The 20,016-nt window shown below is 35.0% G+C and carries 16 protein-coding genes and 1 tRNA gene; 9 read left to right on the forward strand and 8 right to left on the reverse strand.

Annotated features, from left to right (window positions below; all coding sequences use genetic code 11):
- Positions 1-90: 90 nt before the first annotated feature.
- Complete coding sequence (locus tag I130_RS08475; RefSeq protein WP_034921565.1) at positions 91-2,592, reverse strand: M14 metallopeptidase family protein; 2,502 nt, start codon at positions 2,590-2,592, stop codon at positions 91-93.
- Between the two features lie 115 nt (positions 2,593-2,707).
- On the opposite strand from I130_RS08475, the gene bshC reads away from it, so the two are divergent.
- Together bshC and I130_RS08485 are read left to right on the forward strand one after the other, a co-directional pair.
- Positions 2,708-4,324 carry a bacillithiol biosynthesis cysteine-adding enzyme BshC gene (bshC, locus tag I130_RS08480; RefSeq protein ID WP_034921569.1) on the forward strand — a complete coding sequence of 539 codons (1,617 nt, stop codon included), beginning with the start codon at positions 2,708-2,710 and terminating at the stop codon, positions 4,322-4,324.
- Position 4,325: 1 nt separating this feature from the next.
- Positions 4,326-5,702, forward strand: a complete 1,377-nt coding sequence (locus I130_RS08485; protein WP_034921577.1) for a pyridoxal phosphate-dependent decarboxylase family protein — start codon at positions 4,326-4,328, stop codon at positions 5,700-5,702.
- Positions 5,703-6,113: 411 nt separating this feature from the next.
- Here the strand turns inward: I130_RS08485 and I130_RS08490 are convergent, their stop codons facing one another.
- Positions 6,114-7,136, reverse strand: coding sequence for a M28 family metallopeptidase (locus I130_RS08490; RefSeq protein ID WP_034921582.1), 1,023 nt, complete (start codon positions 7,134-7,136; stop codon positions 6,114-6,116).
- Between the two features lie 261 nt (positions 7,137-7,397).
- Here I130_RS08490 and I130_RS08495 point away from each other — a divergent pair.
- Both I130_RS08495 and I130_RS08505 read left to right on the forward strand, forming a co-directional pair.
- Positions 7,398-7,482 (forward strand) — tRNA-Ser (locus I130_RS08495).
- 484 nt (positions 7,483-7,966) lie between these two features.
- Entirely contained in the window at positions 7,967-9,670 is a 1,704-nt protein-coding gene (locus tag I130_RS08505) for a potassium channel family protein (protein WP_034921593.1), read from the forward strand.
- Between the two features lie 137 nt (positions 9,671-9,807).
- Here I130_RS08505 and I130_RS08510 read toward each other — a convergent pair whose 3' ends face one another.
- Entirely contained in the window at positions 9,808-10,041 is a 234-nt protein-coding gene (locus tag I130_RS08510) for a hypothetical protein (protein ID WP_034921601.1), read from the reverse strand.
- 108 nt (positions 10,042-10,149) lie between these two features.
- Here I130_RS08510 and gntA point away from each other — a divergent pair, with 108 nt between their 5' ends.
- The 5 genes from gntA (at position 10,150) to I130_RS08535 (ending at position 12,911) form a co-directional block, all read left to right on the forward strand.
- Positions 10,150-10,803 carry a guanitoxin biosynthesis heme-dependent pre-guanitoxin N-hydroxylase GntA gene (gntA, locus tag I130_RS08515; protein WP_034921702.1) on the forward strand — a complete coding sequence of 218 codons (654 nt, stop codon included), beginning with the start codon at positions 10,150-10,152 and terminating at the stop codon, positions 10,801-10,803.
- Between the two features lie 229 nt (positions 10,804-11,032).
- Positions 11,033-11,266 carry a hypothetical protein gene (locus I130_RS08520; RefSeq protein WP_034921610.1) on the forward strand — a complete coding sequence of 78 codons (234 nt, stop codon included), beginning with the start codon at positions 11,033-11,035 and terminating at the stop codon, positions 11,264-11,266.
- 176 nt (positions 11,267-11,442) lie between these two features.
- Positions 11,443-12,009 carry a DUF421 domain-containing protein gene (locus tag I130_RS08525; RefSeq protein WP_051119654.1) on the forward strand — a complete coding sequence of 189 codons (567 nt, stop codon included), beginning with the start codon at positions 11,443-11,445 and terminating at the stop codon, positions 12,007-12,009.
- A 26-nt stretch (positions 12,010-12,035) separates the two neighbouring features.
- Positions 12,036-12,290 (forward strand): DUF3253 domain-containing protein, encoded by a 255-nt coding sequence (locus I130_RS08530; protein ID WP_034921622.1) that lies wholly within the window; start codon positions 12,036-12,038, stop codon positions 12,288-12,290.
- Between the two features lie 192 nt (positions 12,291-12,482).
- Positions 12,483-12,911, forward strand: a complete 429-nt coding sequence (locus tag I130_RS08535) for a DUF4174 domain-containing protein (protein ID WP_198012042.1) — start codon at positions 12,483-12,485, stop codon at positions 12,909-12,911.
- Positions 12,912-13,109: 198 nt separating this feature from the next.
- On the opposite strand, the gene I130_RS08540 is transcribed toward I130_RS08535, so the two are convergent.
- The 5 genes from I130_RS08540 to I130_RS08555 all read right to left on the reverse strand — a co-directional run bounded on the left by I130_RS08540 (position 13,110) and on the right by I130_RS08555 (position 19,855).
- On the reverse strand, positions 13,110-14,084 hold the full coding sequence (locus tag I130_RS08540; RefSeq protein ID WP_034921629.1) for an NAD(P)H-quinone oxidoreductase: 975 nt from the start codon (positions 14,082-14,084) through the stop codon (positions 13,110-13,112).
- 96 nt (positions 14,085-14,180) lie between these two features.
- Positions 14,181-16,721 (reverse strand): excinuclease ABC subunit UvrA, encoded by a 2,541-nt coding sequence (gene uvrA, locus I130_RS08545; protein WP_034921705.1) that lies wholly within the window; start codon positions 16,719-16,721, stop codon positions 14,181-14,183.
- A 325-nt stretch (positions 16,722-17,046) separates the two neighbouring features.
- On the reverse strand, positions 17,047-17,271 hold the full coding sequence (locus tag I130_RS08550) for a hypothetical protein (RefSeq protein WP_034921632.1): 225 nt from the start codon (positions 17,269-17,271) through the stop codon (positions 17,047-17,049).
- Positions 17,272-17,468: 197 nt separating this feature from the next.
- Positions 17,469-18,092, reverse strand: a complete 624-nt coding sequence (locus I130_RS16235) for a hypothetical protein (protein ID WP_051119655.1) — start codon at positions 18,090-18,092, stop codon at positions 17,469-17,471.
- A 50-nt stretch (positions 18,093-18,142) separates the two neighbouring features.
- A complete protein-coding gene (locus tag I130_RS08555; RefSeq protein WP_051119656.1) occupies positions 18,143-19,855 on the reverse strand; it encodes an erythromycin esterase family protein in 1,713 nt (570 codons plus the stop codon).
- Between the last annotated feature and the right edge of the window lie 161 nt (positions 19,856-20,016).

Consider the following 20,016-nt stretch of genomic DNA (forward strand, 5'->3'; position numbering starts at 1 on the left):
TCGACATGCTGGACTTGATTCAGCATCCCAGTTATCCTGAAGAAGACCCTGAAACTAGTTCAGGGTGACGAAAAATCTGAATGTCACTTGTTAAATCTTCAATCTGAAATTTTCGTTATTCACAAAAAACACTGCATTGGCAAAAAACAATTTTCCATTCTCCCAAAATGCTCTAAATAAAGGATTATCTACCATATAAATAATGCTTCCGTTACCTATTCGTTCTTCCCCGAAAATCATGGAATTCTTCATATTTTTCGTGGCTTCGCTACCTGCAAAACCAGAAACCACTTCAGGAGAATCTTTTAAATAGGCAATATTATAACCTTTAGATAAATAGCTGTAGCTATCACTGCTTAATTTTAAACTGAAATAAGAATCTCCATAACCAAATGCCATAGGATGGGTCTTATCTAGAATTGTTTGCACAATACTCCCGGTAATAAGATCTTTAATGCCTTCTCGTTCCCGACTGGCATAAGAAATTAGATTTGCGGTTGCAGTTGTATCTTTTTTAGTTTCAGGTTTATTCTCTTTTAAGTTGAAGCCATCCTTATCTGCAAAACTGCCAACTGCATTTCCAATTGCGATTACTTTTCCACCACCTTGAATCCAGGATTTAAGTTTTGCTAAAGTTTCTTTATTGAATAGGCTATTATATCTTCCAGATGGAATTACTAACACATCAATTAGAGAAAAATCTATATCCTTAAAATAGTCGGTATCAATGGGGGTGATAGGGAAGTGTAGATCTTTTTCAAAAAAGTGCCAAATTTCACCAAAATTTAATGAGGAAACTCCCTCTCCTCGAAGCACGCCGACTCTTGGGTGGTTAATGATTTTTATTTCTGAAGAGCCAAAGTCTGGTCCGCTTTTAGAAAAACCGGAACTCGCAGATGTAAGTTCTCGCCCATGTTCGTTGGCAATAGTAATTATTTTAGAATTGAAATCTTTGTAAGTTCTATTGTCGCTCTTAGTAATTATAAGACTTCCTGGATTGAATTTTTTACCTTCATTTTCAAACTCCAGTGTGCTGAATCTTACCTTAATTCCTTCTTTTAATAAAGCTGCTAGAAAACGAGCATCTTCCATACTGTCCCATTTAGAAATATAACCGCTTGCATTAGAAGTGGTATTATTAACAGCAGTTTTTGGAGCCGTATTGTTAAGATTTAATAGTTTATTACTTGCTACTGCCTCAAGTCCATAAGCATAAGGCAAGCTCCAAGCTGTAATATCGTAAGTTAAGGAGTCACTTAACTTGGTGTTAGGCTCGAATAATACTTTTACCATTTTCCCTTTTGCCTGATTGGTATTAATAACCAATGTGTTTTCATTGGTATTAAAATCTGATTGCTTATTCTGAGAGTAATTAAAACCCTTTATTTTTCCTGAATTGGTTGCGCCATATTTTATTTCATGAAGATCCAAAAGTGCTTTTAATGCAGCAATTTTATCTGCGCTACCATTCAACGCATAACTTTTATAGGATAACTGATCGTTCTGAAAGAACTTATTGAATTCAGAATTTAATTTTTCAACATTTTGAGAGGCGATCTCCACGGTAGATAATCCCGTAGTAAAATGATGCGCTACCCGATCTACTAGAGTTAATTCATAACCCTCTGTAGTTTGGATCCCAAGACCTGCTTCTCCATTTCCTGCTTGTTCGTAGGTCATTCCGATCGAGCCCATATAAGTTGGGTAGGTATCTCCATAACTTGGATATAAAAGATCAAAACGTTCTTTGGTAAAATAAAGCCAGCCATTTTCATCGAAATATTTCGCATGATTTTGCCCTATTTCGGTTTGAAAACCACGTTGAAATGGTGTGATTATTTCATGAAATGGCTCTGCTGCAGGAGCAAAATAATAAGGATCGTTAATGCCTTGTTCATGAAAATCTACATGAATTTGAGGCATCCAGGTGTTATATATTTTTAATCTGGCTTTGGTCTCTACTTGTGTAGCCCAAGCCCAATCTCTGTTCAGGTCGAAAAGATAATGGTTTGGTCTTCCTCCCGGCCATGGTTCGTTATGCTCTGCCGCCAGAGGAGATGCATCATAAGGAGTAGCTTTTACTTGATTGTACCAATTGGCATAACGATCTCTTCCATCAGGATTAACACAGGGATCCATAATAATCACAGTATTCTTAAGCCATTCTTTTTTATTGGTTACCAGTTCATAAACGGTTTGCATAGCAGCTTCAGTACTAGAGGCTTCATTTCCGTGGACATTATAGCTTAACCATACAATTGCTTTATCTGCTTGGTTTGGGGAGTTAGTTTTATTTCCTGCTGAGTTATCTAGATGGTTTTTTCTGATTTCTTCAATATTCTTTAAATTTTCTTCTGAAGAAATCACCGCATAGGTAAGTGGTCTATTTTCGTTAGTTTTCCCATAAGTAGAATATTCAACTAAATCGGAATTTTCTGCAACTTGCTTAAAATAATTCACCACATCTGCATGTCTGGTAAATTGAGTGCCAATTTCGTAGCCTAGAAACTGTTCAGGAGATTGTAGATTTTGAGAGAAGATTGAAGTTGTAATTAAACAAGTGAGGAGGAGAAAGAAGATCGATTTTTTCATTTATATAAGCGAATATTGAAATTTGAGTAGTAAAGATAGTATACAGCGCGGAATTAACTATAATTTAGGGTCTAAAATACTTATCTTCGATATCTTTACCGCTTAAAATTTATTTATGCCTGCAGACTGTCTTTCCTATCGTGAAACTAATTATTACTCTAATCTCATTTCAGATTATTTGGACCAAAAAGAGGAGCTAAAGCCCTTCTATCATAGATTTCCTGTTATTGAGAATTTTGAAGCTCAGATTAATGATAAGCAAAAGTTTTTCTCTGCTGAAAAACGTGAGGTATTAGTGAAAGTCTTGGAGCAGCAATATTCTGAAATTGAAAAAGGAGAAGAAGTTTCAGCTAACATAAAAGCCTTATTAAACGAAAATACTTTTACAGTTACTACGGGGCACCAATTAAATCTCTTTACTGGACCTCTGTATTTTTTATATAAAATTGTTTCTACTATAAATTTAGCTTCAACATTAAAAAAGCAATACCCGAACAATCATTTTGTTCCAATCTATTGGATGGCTACAGAAGATCATGATTTCGAGGAGATCAATTATTTTAATCTGAATGGTAAAAAATTCAAATGGAATAGTCAACAAAAGGAAGCGGGAGAAAATGCAGTTGGTGAGTTACATACAGAAGGATTAGAGGAGGTTTTTAATCTTTTTTCAGCAGAAATAGGAGGAGGGAAAAATGCCGAAGATCTTAAAGATTTATTTAAGTCGGCTTATTTAGAGCATTCTAATTTAACTGATGCTACTCGGTATCTGGCACATCAACTTTTTAAAGAATATGGACTTGTAATCCTTGATGCTCATAATAGAGAATTAAAAAAAGAATTTATTCCTTATGTGGAAAAGGAGTTATTTGAAAATGTGTCTCATACTACAACTATTTCTACAGCAGAAAAGTTGGAGCAGTTGGATTATGGTATTCAAGTAAACCCGAGGGAGATTAACTTGTTTTATTTAAATAAAGGCTTGCGTGAGCGAATTATAGAGAAAGAAGGTAAGTTCTATGTGAACGAAACCGAGATCTCTTGGAGTAACGATAAAATGCAAACGGAAATTCAAAACTTCCCAGAACGTTTCAGTCCTAATGTGGTGCTTCGGCCCTTATACCAAGAAGTGATCCTGCCCAATCTTTGTTATATAGGTGGAGGGGGAGAGTTGGCATATTGGTTTGAATTAAAGGAAATGTTTAAGGAATTAAATGTTCCTTTTCCAATATTATTACTTCGGAATTCAGCCTTGATAGAAACAAGTAAGCAAAATGAAAAACGCAGAAAATTAGATATTTCTCAATCAGAATTATTTCTGAAGCAGCACGAGCTAATTAATAGAAAAGTGAGAAAGATTTCTAATATAGATATCGATTTTTCTTCACAGAAGGTGCATTTGGTGAAGCAATTTCAGCAGATGTATGAATTAGCAGAAAAGACGGATCCAACATTTTTGGGCGCAGTAAAAGCACAGGAAGTAAAACAATTGAAAGGCTTAGAGCATCTGGAAAACAGATTGCTTCTGGCTCAAAAAAGAAAATTGAAAGATGAGGTTGCAAGAATTGCAGCACTTCAAAATGAGCTTTTTCCTAATAAGAGCTTACAAGAGCGACAAACCAATTTTTCTGAAATGTATCTGGAATATGGACAAGCTTTAATTCCTACATTAATTGAGAATTTAGAGCCCTTAAAATTAAACTTTAAAATATTGACTTTTGGAGAAAAATAAAATGCACAGCATAGATATGGATTTGGTGGAAATGACGCTAGACGTTATGAAATACACCATAGACCGTATATCCAATGTAACTCCAGAACTGGGTGCTCCCAAAAAAGAAGAGGAGTTGTTTGCGATGGTTGGAGAAACTATTACTCCCAATGGAATTGGAGGAGAAACTGCTTTTAAACTTTTTAAAGATGTATTAGTAAAGGCTACAGTGCCTATAGATCACCCAAGACACTTGGCTTTTGTGCCTGCAGCACCTACCAGAGCAGCAATTATGTTCGATCTAGTGACATCAGCTTCCAGTATCCATGGAGCTTATTGGATGGAAGGGGCAGGTGGGATCTTTTGTGAAAATCAGGCAATGAAGTGGTTGGTTTCCTTAACCGGCTTGCCTAAAGATGCATTTGGAGTTTTTACCAGTGGAGGAACAGCTGCAAATTTATCGGCACTAGTTGCCGCAAGAGAAGATTGGAGAAGTAGAGATGAAAAACATAAAGCAGTAAAAGGACTTTTATTGACTTCCGATGGCGCGCATAGTTCTATTCAGGCAATGGCTAAGGTGATGGATGCCGACCTAAAAATGGTTCTGTGCGATGGAGAGAATCTTAGCGGTGCAGAATTAAACACGGCTATAGCTAATTTAAGCAAAGATGATCGGGAAAGACTTTTTGCAGTGGTAGCTACTGGTGGTACTACCAATGCGGGAATTATTGATGAATTAGACACTATCGCTGAGGTTTGCGAAAAAGAACAGCTATGGTTTCATGTAGATTGCGCTTACGGTGGAGGTGCTTTAGCTGCTCCTTCTGTAAGACATTTGTTTAACGGAATTGAAAAAGCAGACAGTATTACTATAGATCCTCATAAATGGCTTTTTTCACCTTACGATTGTGGGGCGGTGATTTATAAGGATATGGAATTAGCTAAGAATGCACATTCACAAAAAGGCTCTTATTTGGAGATTTTCAAGGATGAAGGTGCGCACGGCTTTAATCCAGCAGATTATCAAATTCAGCTAACCAGAAGGTTACGTGGAATGCCATTATGGTTTTCCTTAGCGATGCATGGAACTGAGAAATACAGAGATTCTATAGAGCGGGGAATCGAGCTGGCTAAAATTGCGGCTAATAAGATAGAGGATAGAGATTTTCTAGAATTGGTAAGGCCTTCAAGCCTTTCAATAGTTCTTTATAGAAGAAAAGGCTGGACTCCAGACCAATATAGAGATTGGACGTATAAGAACCATAGAGAAGGAATTGCTTTAGTAACTCCAACTAAATGGAAAACAAATGGGGAGCAAGAAACTATTTCCAGATTTTGCTTTATAAATCCTGACACTACTGAAGCGGATATCGATTTGATATTGGATACGATGAAGTGATTTTTGTGTCAGCCCTTCGTCAAGCTTTCGGGAAGTCGGTAATAATTTCTAACATTTGAAATTGTTCATTTTTTTGCGTGTCCAAAAAAACGAACCAAAAACCCGCCTGAACATTTCGGGCAGGAAGAACACTTTTTTGAAGGTGTTTCCATTTATGCTACCGCATATTTGCAACCATACTTCCCAGGCTAAATTTTCTCCAAGGCTTTGAAAATTTTACGCTTAGGAAGCACTACACTTACAAAAAAGAAGTTTTTAAAACGATAAATTTATTGAGAACCCTCGTATGTCAATTGACTCCGCTAGATAATTTTTTTATCATTGGTCTCATGGTGATATTTCGAAAATGACAAGAAACAAAAAAATCCTGAAAGTTTTCTTTCAGGATTTTTTAATTGAATTCAGTAAAATTTACTTAGAGGAAGTCTTTGCTCCTTTGTCTACTGTAGGACGTTCTTCTCTGTTCGCAATTTCCCATGCTGTTAGGAATACTAATCTAGCACGTTTTTCCAAAAGATCGTATCTAATTTTATCTGGAGTATCTGTCATTTTATGATAGTCGGCATGAACACCATTGAAATAAAAGATAATTGGAATATCGTTTTTAGCGAAGTTGTAATGATCACTTCTGTAGTAAAAACGGTTTGGATCGTTCTCATCATTATAAGTATAATCCAAATCTAATTTTGTGTATTTAGCATTTACCGCTTCACTCAACTCATGAAGTTCTGTGCTTAACTTATCACTACCTATTAGATAAACGTAGTTATCATTCTTTTTATGAGCTTCATCTGTTCTTCCAATCATATCTATATTAAGATTAGCAACAGTTTGAGAAAGTGCAAAAACTGGATTATCTGTATAATACTTAGAACCAATAAGACCTTTTTCTTCACCAGTTACATTTAAAAACAATATAGAACGTTTTGGAGTGAATCCATCTTTTCTGGCTTTTGCAAAAGCTTCAGCGATTTCTAAAATAGCGACGGTACCAGAACCATCATCATCTGCTCCATTAAAAATATTTCCTTCATCATCAATCCCAACATGATCGTAATGAGAAGAGATCACTAAAATTTCATTTGGCTTTTCACTTCCTGGAATGTAAGCTAATACGTTTTCAGAATCTTTTACATCTCCTCTAAACATAGAAGAAGGGACTTCTTGATAATAATCATCACCACCTAAAGGAGAAATTATTTGTAAGGATTTATATTCTTTTTTGAGGTATTCCGCTGCTTTCTTTTGACCTGGTTCTCCAGTTTCACGACCTTCATATTCGTCGCTGGCAAAAATGTAAAGATGTTCTTTTAATTCTTTAGAAGTTATACTCTCAGCATAATTCATTGGGTTTACATCTTCGATCATTTTAGGTTGTTGCGCTCCACAACCGAGTAAAGTAAAGGCCATTGCGCCTAAAAAAACATTTTTCATAAAGGATTGTTGATTTAATATAAATCGCAAGATAAGGGAATTGAATATAAATATTAGTTTCCTATTTATAAATAAATACTAATACTTTAGGCGGAGTTATAATAAGATATTTTTGGTTATAGTACTGATATTTAGGAAGATTGAATGCTATATTTCTTATAAAAGAAAAAATCTAGAAAAAATGGTTGAAATATTTCACTATTTTAAAAAAAGCTCATTATATTTGCACCCGCAATCAAGGAATACTTGATGAGACACACTGGAGAATTGGCAGAGTGGTCGAATGCGGCAGTCTTGAAAACTGTTGAGGGTTACACCTCCGGGGGTTCGAATCCCTCATTCTCCGCTGAGAAGCTCGTAAACGTAATGTTTACGGGCTTTTTGTTTTTTAAAAAATGCCAAGATTTTCAGCTTGATAGCGTTTTTGTAAAACAAAAAAACAAAGCCCCCTCTCCCTTTTTTTTAGCGTGGCTTTGTTTCTATGCTTGCCCGGGATTAGCTCTGGGGTCAACACAGTTAATCCTATTTGACTTTGCTACATCTCCAGCAGCATTGTTATCTACTAGACAAAAATATTTGATAATCTATATAAATAAAATACCACATTTTCACTTCTCTAAACTATCTTTTGCGGCGGTACATTTCATAAGCTCATTGCTTCCCACCAATTTGATAGATCTTCAAGGTTTTCCGAATGCTGTCGGGATAGGGAACCTGACCAGCCGGGGGAATTAAAACTGCAATGAGGAATTAAGAAAAACATAACGTAAATTGTATGAGTCAGGAATGTAAACCAGACAATTTGTTAACTCTTTTCAGAAATACAGCTTATGAAATTTGTAGGTAGTCAGTTAGAATATTATTTGAGAGACAGAGACTTTAAAAGAAACTCTAAGATTCTGCTTAGATATCTAGTTCTTTTGGGAATTGTCATCATAATATTTTCTGTTCTTTTCCATATTATAATGGCTCAGGTTGAAGGCCATTATCATTCTTGGATCACTGGGTTTTATTGGACACTTACGGTGATGAGTACGCTTGGTTTTGGAGATATCACTTTCGAATCTGATATAGGTCGACTGTTCAGCATAATAGTGCTAGTGTCTGGAATTATTATGTTATTAATTGTTTTGCCTTTTGCATTTATAAGGCATTTTTATGTTCCTCTTTTAGAATCTCAAGACAGAAACAGGGTTCCCCGTCAAGTTCCTGAGGGAACAAAAAATCATATTTTAATCTGTTCTTATGATGTTATAGCAAGAGATCTAACGGAGCGATTGAAACAAGAGAAGACCCTTTTTTATGTTATCGAAAACGACCTGACTAAAGCGCTGGAATATCATGACGAGCGGGTCCCAGTAATTTTTGGAGAACTGGATAGTCAGGAAACCTATGTTCGTGCCAATATTAAGGAGGCGAAAATGCTTGTTGTTAATAGGGATGACATTCTTAACACTAAGATCATTCTCACCATACGCGTCATAGCTCCTGCTATACCTGTTGTTGCTATAGCAACTGATGATGAATCGGTTCATGTACAGGAACTGAGTGGCGCAAATCACGTACTACCTGTGAAAAGATGGCTTGGGGAGCAATTAGCGAATAGGGTAAACGCGCAAAATACAAGATCTATAGGACAGTATGAAGATCTATTTATCGCAGAATTGCCCGTCCTTTATACTCGTCTGGTTTCTAAAACTATTAGGGAAGCTGGACTGAGACAGAAATTCGGGGTTAGCATTGTGGCAATTTGGGAGCGAGGTAGGCTGAAACCAGTGCATGGCAATGAAAAGCTAACCTATGAAAGTGTTTTGGTTATAATTGGAAATAAAGATCAACTCCAAAGTATTGATGAACTCTTCTATGAGCATAATATCAACCCAAATCCCATTCTTGTAATTGGTGGAGGGAAGGTAGGTTTAGCTGCGGTTAAATTGCTACGTAAAAATGATATCCTAGTGAATCTAATTGATAAGGATCCAGAAATATGCGAAAAAGCAAGACATCTTTGTGATAAAGTGTTCGCTGGGAGAGCCTCAGACTACGAGCTACTAAAAAAAGCTGGAGTATTGGAAGCTCCTTCGGTATTGTTATCTACCAATGATGATACTATGAATATTTATCTTGCATCATATTGCCGTCAATTGAACAAGGAATTAAGGATAGTGAGCCGGATTTCAGAAGCTCGAAATATTGATATTATCCATAGGGCAGGAGCGAATTTTGTGCTGAGTTATGCGACTTTAGGTTCTGAAGCAATTTCGGCTATTTCCAAAGGTCACGAACTTACTGTTCTTGGAGAAGGTATTACTTTATTTATTACCCCGACACCCTCTTCGTTAGAAGGTAAATCTCTTGCAGAGTCTGGTATAGGTGCTAAAACAGGACTTTCAGTCATCGCCATTAAAGAGAATTCAAAAGTCCTTACATTATTAAACGCAGATACACTGCTTCCCTATGGAGCTGAAATAGTTATGCTTGGAAATACTGAAATGAGAAATAAATTTAATGAAATATATGTGGGACAAGTCTAAAGAGTGAATAATAACCAGTTGCGCATTTTTATCATTATCTGGGTTTGCATGATTACTCAGAATCCCCATAATTGGATCAACGATGTTAAACCGTCTTTCTCCAAAAAAAAATGATTTTGGCTAATGGATATCATTTTTCACTTTATTATAATTAGGAACTTTTTTGTCAAATTTGGTAAAAAGTAATCTACAGCAATATTCAGCATATTTGGAACTAAACCTTTTGTAAATTCTTTTCTAACTTTTTCTATGGTGTGATCAGCCATATATTCAACTTTAATAGCTTCAGACGTGGCAAACATATCTTTGATTGCACCTTCAGAGGTTCTCAGTCCAGATGTCGCGGTATTTATAAGTCCACACCGCAGCATATGTTTACAATTCGTTAATTAACAATAATTTAAAAAATAGAAATAGGTGGGTTTTTAATTTTACAATTAATATTGTGACGTTGAAAAAATATTATAAACATGGATAATATGCAGGAGAATACTGAAGATTCTATAAGAGAATTTATTTTAGATGATCATCCATGTGTGATGGCTCAAAGTTTAGTAGCAGATGATAACTTGACAATTAGAGATTATAAAAAAATCACCAATATCAATACTCCTTCTGCATTACTTGAAGATCTTCAAGCTTATTTGGAAAGTATAGATGAAGAGGATAAAAAGTTCCAGACATTTATAGCAACCTTTGAGGAGGATCATTATGAAGATGAGTTAGATTTTGAAAATTCATTGTGGAAACTTTTAAGCGATTTAAATCAATTAGATCCCAAGCCTTGGGATAAAAATACAAGTGCAGATCCTTCTTCTTCAAAATTTAGTTTTAGTTTGATAGGAGATTCATTCTACATTGTTGGTATGCACCCAAACTCTTCAAGAAAGGCTAGAAGTGCGCCCTTCCCTATGATTGTTTTTAATTTACATAGTCAATTTGAATTACTTAGAGAAGTAGGAAGATATACCCGAGTTCGAGATATTATTCGAAGACGAGATAAAGATTTTCAAGGATCTATTAATCCTATGCTTGAAGACTTCGGGACTAGCAGTGAGGCTCGGCAATATAGTGGTAGAGAAGTAGAGAAAGATTGGAAATGTCCATATGGTTTCGATAAAAAATATGTTTAATTCGGAATCATAAAAAGATTGTAGCAGTTAGTGAAAATTTAATTTTAGAGAATTCGAGTATTGCGAAAGGCATAATCAATCTGATTTACGATTTAAATTATTCCTCATATTGCAATATTATAACAGGTAATTATTTGGGAAATTATCAGTTAATAAATTTTACTCCATTGTTTGTTCTTATAATATTGTTTTGATATTTAGATATATACACTAACATCCGTTTTAAAGTATGAATATTACTTTATTTATTAATGGAGTGATAATTACATTGATTACTATTTACGATATGATTGCAACGATATTTTCACCAAGAGGGGCAAGCTTTATGGCAGATAAGATTTCCAGAAGAATTTGGAGGTTTAGTTTTAAAATTGCTAAGAAGGATGGTAGAAATAAATTGCTAAATACTGTTGGACTATCGCTTTTGCTTATTATCGTTTTATCATTTATAATTATATTCTAGATAGGAAATACGCTCATCAATTTTTCTGATCCAGAGGTATTATAGTCTTCGAGTACTAATACATATGTCATAGGATTTGTTGAGAAAATAAAGACACAGTTAAACTTAACTTTTAAAATTGGTTAAAATTATCTAATAATGCTTGGTTAAAACGGAGTAGCACTAAAAAATAAAACATGGATAAAGTTGAGCCTTTTGATTGGCAAAGAATATTTATAGGCAAAGAAAACGATGCCTTGTTTTTATTGGAAATAGGCTTTAGAGTAGCCTTTATTTACTTATTCGCAGTGCTTATTATGCGTTTTATGGGTAAGCGGGGGAATAGAAGCCTCTCCATGTTTGAAAATGTTTTAATTATCGCCTTAGGTTCGGCCATTGGGGATTCTATGTTTTATCCAAAAGTCCCTCTGGTATATGCTTGTATAGTGATAATAATTATTGTTGGTATATCCAGGTATATCCAATATTTGCAAATTAGAGTTAAAAAAGTGAATACTTTTTTAGATGGTACCCCTGTTGTTCTCATTAAGAATGGAGAAATTCATGTATCAGGACTCAAGGAATCTAGAATACGAGAAGAGGAGCTCTACGGAATGTTAAGAGTTGGTGGAATTCGTAATATGGGTGAGGTTGAATTTGCAATATTAGAGCGAACAGGAGATCTTAGCATTTTTAAATATGTAGAAGATAAACCAGTGTCTAAAATGAATTTAATAAATGAAGTTATTCTGGATAATGAATAATTAGATATTAAATAATTCATGAAACCATGCTGGATAAAATTCGAAACTCTCACTTATTCTTTGCTGAAGAGCGTGGAATAGAAAAAACATATTGCCCTTCTGAAGTAGCTAGAAAATTATTTCCGGAAAATTGGAGAGATAAAATGAATCTTGTAAGAGAAATGGCAGATGAATTGGTTAAGTCTGGAACGCTCGTAGTTTTACAAAAAGGAGAAATTAGCTTGACACCACCTTCTAAATTATCTGGACCTATACGTTTACAGAAAAAAGGGAGTCAATAAGAAAGACTTTTTTCATTATCCCAGATTAGATTTTAATCTTTTAATTAAGCGGATGCATTTTTTATAGAATTCATCGGCGTAGAATATTCTACATCCTTGAACTCTCAATTAATATCTGGTATTTTCTGCCATTGTGCAGGGAGAAAAGTGTTTGTTTCTAGTTGTTTCATGCAAAAAGTCGTATTATTAGGAATGAAAATTATTTTCCCTTTTTTACTGTTTTTTCTTTGTGTGCAAATTTCGCAATCACAAGATCTTTCCAAGCATCATTGGGAAAATAGGTTAATTTTATTGCTCACAGAAGATCTTGCAGATGAAGATTTCAACAGTCAGATAAAGGAACTGGAATCTGGTTTAATAGGTCTGGAAGAACGAAAAGTGATTGTTTATCAGGTATATCAACATCAAATGAAAGTAGGCTTGGAAAAAGACGCAGAATGGACCGCTGCGACCAATTTGTACAAAAAATATGATGAAAAGAATAGTCCGTTTGAATTTTATCTAATTGGCTTAGATGGAAAAGTAAAACTGCAGGATACTAGTTGTATTTCTATAGACAAAATACAAGATCTTATTGATACGATGCCAATTAGAAAAAATAAGATCCAGCCGAAAACTTAGAAGATTTTATTAATTCATCAACTTGAATTTTTAGATTTTTACTATAAAAAAATCAGAACATTTTTTTTCATTTAATTTCGCTACTCAGGGAAGTTTTATAAACCTCTTTCCTTGTTATATAGATAAATTAATCATTCGGTATCAGAATAACAATCGAGAAGAAAATCTTCAATTTTTTGAATTAGCCAATCTAGTTTTCTAATCCATTATCAATAATATTTTCCCGATATGTTCGCTGCTTTCCATTAGCTTATGAGCTTCTGCAGCATCTTCTAACGGAAACTTTTTATAAATAACAGGATGTATTTTTTCAGATTTAAACAGTGGCCATATATTTTTTTCTACCTCTTTCGCAATCTGAGTTTTTACATCAGCCGACTGTGGCTTTAAAAAACTACCAGTTAAAACGAGATTTTTACTCATTATGCTACGTAGATTGATAGTTGCCTCCATACTATTCATTCCGTTGATATTAATAAGGCGACCCTTCTTATTCAAAATTTCAAGATTCTTTTGGGTATAATCTCCACCTACCATATCTAAGATGACATCTATTTTTTCATCTTTAAAAACTTCTTCAAAAGCTTCTTTTTTATAATTGATGGCTTTGCCGAGATTCATTTTATTGAGAAAATCAATCTTTTTATCGCTACCAGCAGTGGTATATATTTGAGAGCCTAAAGCTTTAGCCATTTGTAAGCCCATTGTTCCAATTCCACTAGTGCCACCATGTATTAGTAACTTTTCTTCCGGCTGCAGATTTGCTAAATGGAATACATTGAACCAAACTGTAAAAACAGTTTCGGGAATTGCAGCGGCATCTGTTAAACTTATTCCCGCTGGTATAGGAAGACAGTGGGAACTCTCAACTGCTACATATTCTGCATAACCTCCACTTGAAACAAGGGCGCATACTTCATCACCAATCTTTTTGTCACTCACAGTATCGCCAATTTCAGTGATTACACCAGAAACTTCCAGCCCAGGAATTATTGTCTCAGTAGAACCATTGCCATAGGTGTTCATGTTTTTACGAGTTACAATATCACTACGATTTATACCTGCCGCTTTTACTTTTATTAGAACTTGGTTTTTCTCCAGTTTTGGCTTTGGAGTCTCTTTTAATTTTAATACTTCCGGTCCTCCGGATTTTGTTATATGAATCGCTCTCATTTCTTCTATTTTTTCAATTAAGATTAATAAACAAAATATTTTATAACTCTATTATAATAAAAACATAAGGTTTTTATATGTACTTAATTCCTCAGTTTATGGATGTCCATTTAAAGTTCTCGCTAGGTAAACTGCTGTTTTACTAGATTTGTTTTTTGCTACTTCATCTGGCGTACCTTCCGCCACTATTTTTCCGCCATCTTCTCCTGCTCCAGGACCTATGTCTATAACCCAATCACTTCCTGCCACTATCTGCATATCATGTTCTACTACAATTACGGTATTCCCTGCATCAACTAAGCTCGCTAGCTGAAGTTGTAATTTTTCAACGTCATTTGGGTGTAAGCCTGTAGTTGGTTCATCTAATATATAAAGAGTATTCCCACGACTAGGACGCTGAAGTTCTTTAGCGAGCTTAATTCGTTGCGCTTCTCCACCGGAGAGCTCAGTTGCTGGCTGTCCTAGGCGTAAATAACCTAAACCTACTTCCTGCAATACTTTTAGCGGCCGACTTACACGGTCTTCTTTCTCAAAAAATTTAGCTGCCTCATTTACGGTCATGTTAAGAACCTGTGCAATATTCTTTTCATGATAGGTTACTTCCAAGGTTTCAGCATTATATCGAGTACCGCTACAAACTGGACAAGGTGCATAGACACTTGGTAGAAATAATAATTCAACCATAACAAATCCTTCTCCTTCGCAATTTGGGCAACGACCCTTTCCAACATTAAATGAAAAACGGCCAGCACTATAATGTCGAGATTTAGCTAATTTTGTTGAAGCAAATAATTTTCGAACCACATCAAATAAGCCAGTATACGTTGCAAGGTTAGAGCGCGGGGTTCTTCCAATTGGTTTCTGGTTGACTACAACCAAACGTTTTATGTTTTCTGAACCTTCGGTAATTTCACCTCCAAGCGTTGCTACAACATCCTGTTGCAAAACATCTTCTCCTTCCTCTTCTGGCGCAACTCCATTTCCTAACTCGGTGGTCATTAACTCCACCAAAACCTGACTTACCAAACTACTTTTACCCGAGCCTGAAACACCTGTAACACTTGTTAATACACCTAGTGGAAAAGATGCCTCAAGGTCATTTAAATTATTTCTTGTAACTCCACTTATTTTCATCCATCCAGATGGTTTTCTGGGTGTGGGCTTTTTGAAAGGCAAATCATTAAAAAGATGTTCCCTGGTTTTAGATCTAGTTATATTTTTTAATCCTGCTGGAGGACCACTATACAAGATCTCGCCGCCACCTTCACCAGCTTCTGGCCCTACATCTACAATCCAGTCGGCATAGCGAATTACGTCCAGCTCATGCTCTACAACAAAAAGTGAATTCCCAGAAGCTTTTAATCTATCCAACGTTTTAAGTAAAGCCTCGGTATCAGCGGGGTGTAATCCTGCAGAAGGTTCATCTAAAACATAAACTACCCCAAATAGATTACTACGTACTTGGGTAGCTAGTCTTAAACGCTGATGTTCCCCAGGAGAAAGGCTAGGAGTGCTACGCTCCAATGATAAGTAACCAAGTCCTAATTCTAATAATACATTTACTCTAGCAACAAGATCTTCTGCTATTCGTTGTGCCACCATTGCTTTCTCCTGATGTTGTTCCCTTAATTCAACTAAACCAAGTGCAGATCCATCGCTATAAGGCTTGAAAATAGAGAGCAACATTTTTAAAGGTAATCTTGAAATATCGGCAATATCATAATTTGCAAAAGTGACAGAAAGAGCTTCGCGATTTAAACGTTTGCCATTGCAGGTAGGACATTCGCTGCTAAGCATATATTGTGAAACGCGCTTTTTCATTAAAGCACTTTGTGTATTTGCGAAGGTGTGCAATACATGTTTTTTAGCACCAGTGTAGGTACCCATATAGCTTGGCTCCCTCTTTTCTTTAATGGCTAGTTGTACCTCCTCTTGATTTAGGTTTCGGTATACCGGCACTTGCGGTTTTTCATTAGTAAACAAGATCCAGTCACGTTCTTTTTTTGGAAGATCTTTCCAAGGAATGTCAACGTTGTAACCAAGGGTGACTAATATGTCCCGCAGGTTTTTCCCTTGCCAGGCGGTTGGCCAGGCAGCGATAGCTCTCTCCCGAATTGTCAGGCTATCATCTGGAACCATACTTTTTTCTGTTACTTCGTAAACTCTACCAAGTCCATGGCACTGAGGGCAAGCTCCTTCTGGAGTGTTTGTTGAAAATGAATCGGCATATAAAATAGATTGACCTTCTGGATAATCACCTGCACGGGAATATAACATGCGCAACAAGTTAGACAATGTAGTTACGGAGCCTACTGAAGATCTTGTGGTTCCAGAACCACGTTGCTGCTGTAAAGCAACCGCTGGTGGTAAACCTTCAATTTCATCTACTTCTGGGATTGGCATCTGATGAAAAAGTCGGCGTGCATACGGCGAGACAGATTCTAAATATCTTCGCTGAGCTTCGGCATATAAAGTACCAAAAGCGAGTGACGATTTACCCGACCCAGAGACCCCAGTGAAGACTACCAAGGCATCACGAGGAATTTCCAGAGAGACATTTTTTAGATTATGTTGTCTTGCTCCACTTACAGTAACGAAGCCTTGTTTTTTTGTCTTGTTGTCATGCGGTTGTTTCATATCTTCGGTTCGTCCAAAAAATATACCAAGCAGCAGCTGGATTAACTCTAAGCCCAAGACTTTTGCTTAAGTTTAACGCTAAACGCTATTCACGACAGATCAAAATCTTGTATTTTTTTTAATGAATAGAAAAAAATATTAATAAAGCTGGGTTCTAGCTAGAGATCTTGCGTAATGCTTTGGAGGTAGCAGGATAGTTACTCGAAAGTGAATAATTATCAAATAAGTTCTTTCCCCGATTTATAAAATGACACGTCTCCCGTAAATGCATTCAGTTCACAAAGCGACATTTCCTTTTCATAGCGATTTTGTAAAGCCTTTTGGGTTATTCAATAATTTCATAGTTAACACTTAATTTTCGCAAAGCCCTCAAAGCAGAACCAGAATTTTTATCTTCCATCTCAATATCTACAGCATCACCTTCTAGGAGAATATCGGTGAGTTCATTGGATATGGATCCATCAATGTTAGATGAAATTTCTTCAATACATTTGGCTATCGCTCTTCTATCTGGTCTAGGAGCATCACAAGACAATAAATTTAATTTCATAATAATATCGATAATAATTTATTGGTGCAAGATACTAGAGTTTAGATGATAGTTACCCCTTTATTAACTTTAGTGCTGCGCAAGCTGGTTAACTTAATTCACATGAAGTCTGGATGACCCGACAACTATTTTAAACAACTAAAATTTTCAATTTTCGTGATGCTCGCTTTTGTCTTAAAGTTGAATATTGAATTTACTCAGTCTATTTTCTTATTCTCGTATAGTTCATTTTTGAATGTATTCCAGAACAATTCATTGAACTCAACTCTGTTGAGTAAGACCTCGTTTTCTTGATAATGATCATAATCTATAACTTCTAAATTATCTTTTTCTAGGTCGAAAATGGAAGACCTTAACTCTATAACAATGTTATCTCTAAGGTTTTTAGAATCTTTTGTTTCAATAAATTGGCGCTGAAAATAGTTAGTTGCATAATATTTTTCATCACTATCCTTAGCGAAATCTGCTATGTATTCCTCTTTAAATATTAATTGATTCATACTATTATAGGACTTCAGTCTATAATTCTTTTTAATTTCCTCATTATTTAAAGTAGTTTCCCAATTTTCTATAACTTTTACAATTGCAAAATTTGCTTTATCTATATAAACTTTACCGGAATAGGATGTTGGATAGTTACGATTCGTGTAATTCCATTTATTTCTATCTGTACTAAAAGCAATTATATATAATCCTTCGTCTTCAAGCTTGTTTGATTTATTGAAACTTACATTAAATTTCTTGTATTTTCTCTGATGTAAAATGTTGGAATATCTAATTGGGTTTTGACGATAATGAAATATTTGCCTAACATTCTGCAAATTTGACTTTTCAGATCTTTTATTCCATTTAATTTGCTCTACCCGTTGAGTTATCTGTTTAGCTGACGATAGCCTTGTTCATACTCCTTGGTAATTATATCTACATCAATTAGATCCTTATCATCTTTATTTAGTAAATAATTAGAATATCTATAATAATTAAAGGGAGTGATAGGATGGTTGATATCCAATTGCTTTACTGCTTGTTTTAAAACAGATTTAGCAGTTCTATTACTAATAATTACAACAGCTTCCAACTCATCCATACTTGGACTTAAATAAATAGTTGATGGCAAATTTTTTAAAGGTATTACGCGTGTTTCATAACCCATAGAAGAAATTTCTATAGATGAATTGTTAAGCATATCTTTATTCAACACAGGTAAGCTAAATCCTCCTTCTTCATCTGAAACTCTATATATTTCTTTAGTCTTCATTATTAAGTTTGCATAAGGAACAGATAGGTTAGTTTGGGCATCTATAATTTTTCCTGATAAAAACGAAAGATCATTATCAATTTTAATGGTGGCTAGTACCGTATCCTTTGGAATGTTATTTTTTACTTCTATTCTATGATTATGTACTGAATTAGAGTTGACTGCATTTTTTATAAAAATATAACCATCATGTAGCTCATCCAACCGACTTTCAGAAAAGTCTATAAAACTCAATAATCTGTGAGATCTTAAGGTTTTCATTGCCACTTGATTAGAACTTACAAATAGAAAAGGTTCATTAAAGGAATTCAACTCATACTCAAAAGAAGGGATTTGAATGGGGGTTTTGTACCATTCTTTTTGTTCAAAAAGAGAGTCGTTTGCGTGTATCGTCGCAAGGCTATATACTTTCTCTTTAAGTTGTTGTTTTAAGAAGGAACCCATGGGTAAAAATTCTTTGGTTATAAAATTTGTTTCACTTTTCATGGTATTGATAAGATGGATGTTATCTGCCCAGACGATTATTTTCTCTGTGGGATTTCTGGCCATGTAATTAAGTAAATTATCTGCCATCTGCTCATCTCGAAAATTATGACTTTTATTTGCATAATAGGTGCTTAAAATAGGTTCTTCGTTGTAGTAAGCATCTCTCGTAGATGCCAAAAGGCCTTTTATAAACTGATTCCAATAGTAATTCTCTTCAGTATCTTTCAGTTTGCTTATTTTTTTCAGAAGTGATTTTAATTCTTTCTCAAATTGCGGAAAACCAATATCAAAATCCTCGTAGGTATTGGTGTTAAGTAGATTTTCTAAAACAATGCCAAAATCTTCTTCATCTAAATGGAGCTCAATTTCATTAACTTCCAAATAATCAAATAGATCTGTGATAAAAGAATCTGTATCATTTATCTGGGAGTCAAATCCAATTGTTTTTAAATTATTTTCTTCAATGTATTTCACTAATTCTTGAAACTCAGAAGAATTTGACCAAACACCATATATAGATTCGTTAAAAGCAATCGTATCAAATTCGGGATTTAAACTAAGTTTATAAAGATCATAGATTGGCGATTCCATCGCTATGGTAGCATACCCTAATTCTTGATGTAAATACTTAATAACCCGTATTTTCATTTCAAAAATATTACCATACATATGACTTTGCTCACCCAAGGTTACCAAACGTGTACCTTTCAATTCTTCATTCAGGAATTTAAGATCTTCAAGATTTTCTGTTTGAGGCGGATATAATGGAAAGGTTTTTAATTCTTGCGCCTGACAATAAGTGGCAATAAGTAAGAATAAAATAGAATAATAATACTTCATAATTTTTCGGGAGTTAAAGGACGATTGAAGTCTTCCTTTTAATAAAGACGTATTAAAACCAGAAATGGTTGCCTGAGCATAGTATTATAATTTTTATTTTCGGCTTTGTACTAGGATAACTGTCTTGGATAACACAAGATCAATAAGAAGAGGAAAAGGAT

The sequence above is a fragment of the Gillisia sp. CAL575 genome (assembly GCF_000403785.1).
GTDB lineage: Bacteria > Bacteroidota > Bacteroidia > Flavobacteriales > Flavobacteriaceae > Gillisia.

Excerpts from the sequence above, each read along its gene's own strand:
- I130_RS08510 (WP_034921601.1), bottom strand. The coding sequence starts at position 10,041 with ATGCTGCGGTGTGGACTTATAAATACCGCGACATCTGGACTGAGAACC.
- I130_RS08540 (WP_034921629.1), bottom strand. The coding sequence starts at position 14,084 with ATGAGAGCGATTCATATAACAAAATCCGGAGGACCGGAAGTATTAAAA.
- I130_RS08530 (WP_034921622.1), top strand. The coding sequence starts at position 12,036 with ATGCTGGATAAAATTCGAAACTCTCACTTATTCTTTGCTGAAGAGCGT.
- uvrA (WP_034921705.1), bottom strand. The coding sequence starts at position 16,721 with ATGAAACAACCGCATGACAACAAGACAAAAAAACAAGGCTTCGTTACT.
- I130_RS08475 (WP_034921565.1), bottom strand. The coding sequence starts at position 2,592 with ATGAAAAAATCGATCTTCTTTCTCCTCCTCACTTGTTTAATTACAACT.
- I130_RS08525 (WP_051119654.1), top strand. The coding sequence starts at position 11,443 with ATGGATAAAGTTGAGCCTTTTGATTGGCAAAGAATATTTATAGGCAAA.
- I130_RS08550 (WP_034921632.1), bottom strand. The coding sequence starts at position 17,271 with ATGAAATTAAATTTATTGTCTTGTGATGCTCCTAGACCAGATAGAAGA.
- I130_RS08555 (WP_051119656.1), bottom strand. The coding sequence starts at position 19,855 with ATGAAGTATTATTATTCTATTTTATTCTTACTTATTGCCACTTATTGT.
- I130_RS08490 (WP_034921582.1), bottom strand. The coding sequence starts at position 7,136 with ATGAAAAATGTTTTTTTAGGCGCAATGGCCTTTACTTTACTCGGTTGT.
- gntA (WP_034921702.1), top strand. The coding sequence starts at position 10,150 with ATGCAGGAGAATACTGAAGATTCTATAAGAGAATTTATTTTAGATGAT.
- bshC (WP_034921569.1), top strand. The coding sequence starts at position 2,708 with ATGCCTGCAGACTGTCTTTCCTATCGTGAAACTAATTATTACTCTAAT.
- I130_RS08535 (WP_198012042.1), top strand. The coding sequence starts at position 12,483 with ATGAAAATTATTTTCCCTTTTTTACTGTTTTTTCTTTGTGTGCAAATT.
- I130_RS08485 (WP_034921577.1), top strand. The coding sequence starts at position 4,326 with ATGCACAGCATAGATATGGATTTGGTGGAAATGACGCTAGACGTTATG.
- I130_RS08505 (WP_034921593.1), top strand. The coding sequence starts at position 7,967 with ATGAAATTTGTAGGTAGTCAGTTAGAATATTATTTGAGAGACAGAGAC.
- I130_RS08520 (WP_034921610.1), top strand. The coding sequence starts at position 11,033 with ATGAATATTACTTTATTTATTAATGGAGTGATAATTACATTGATTACT.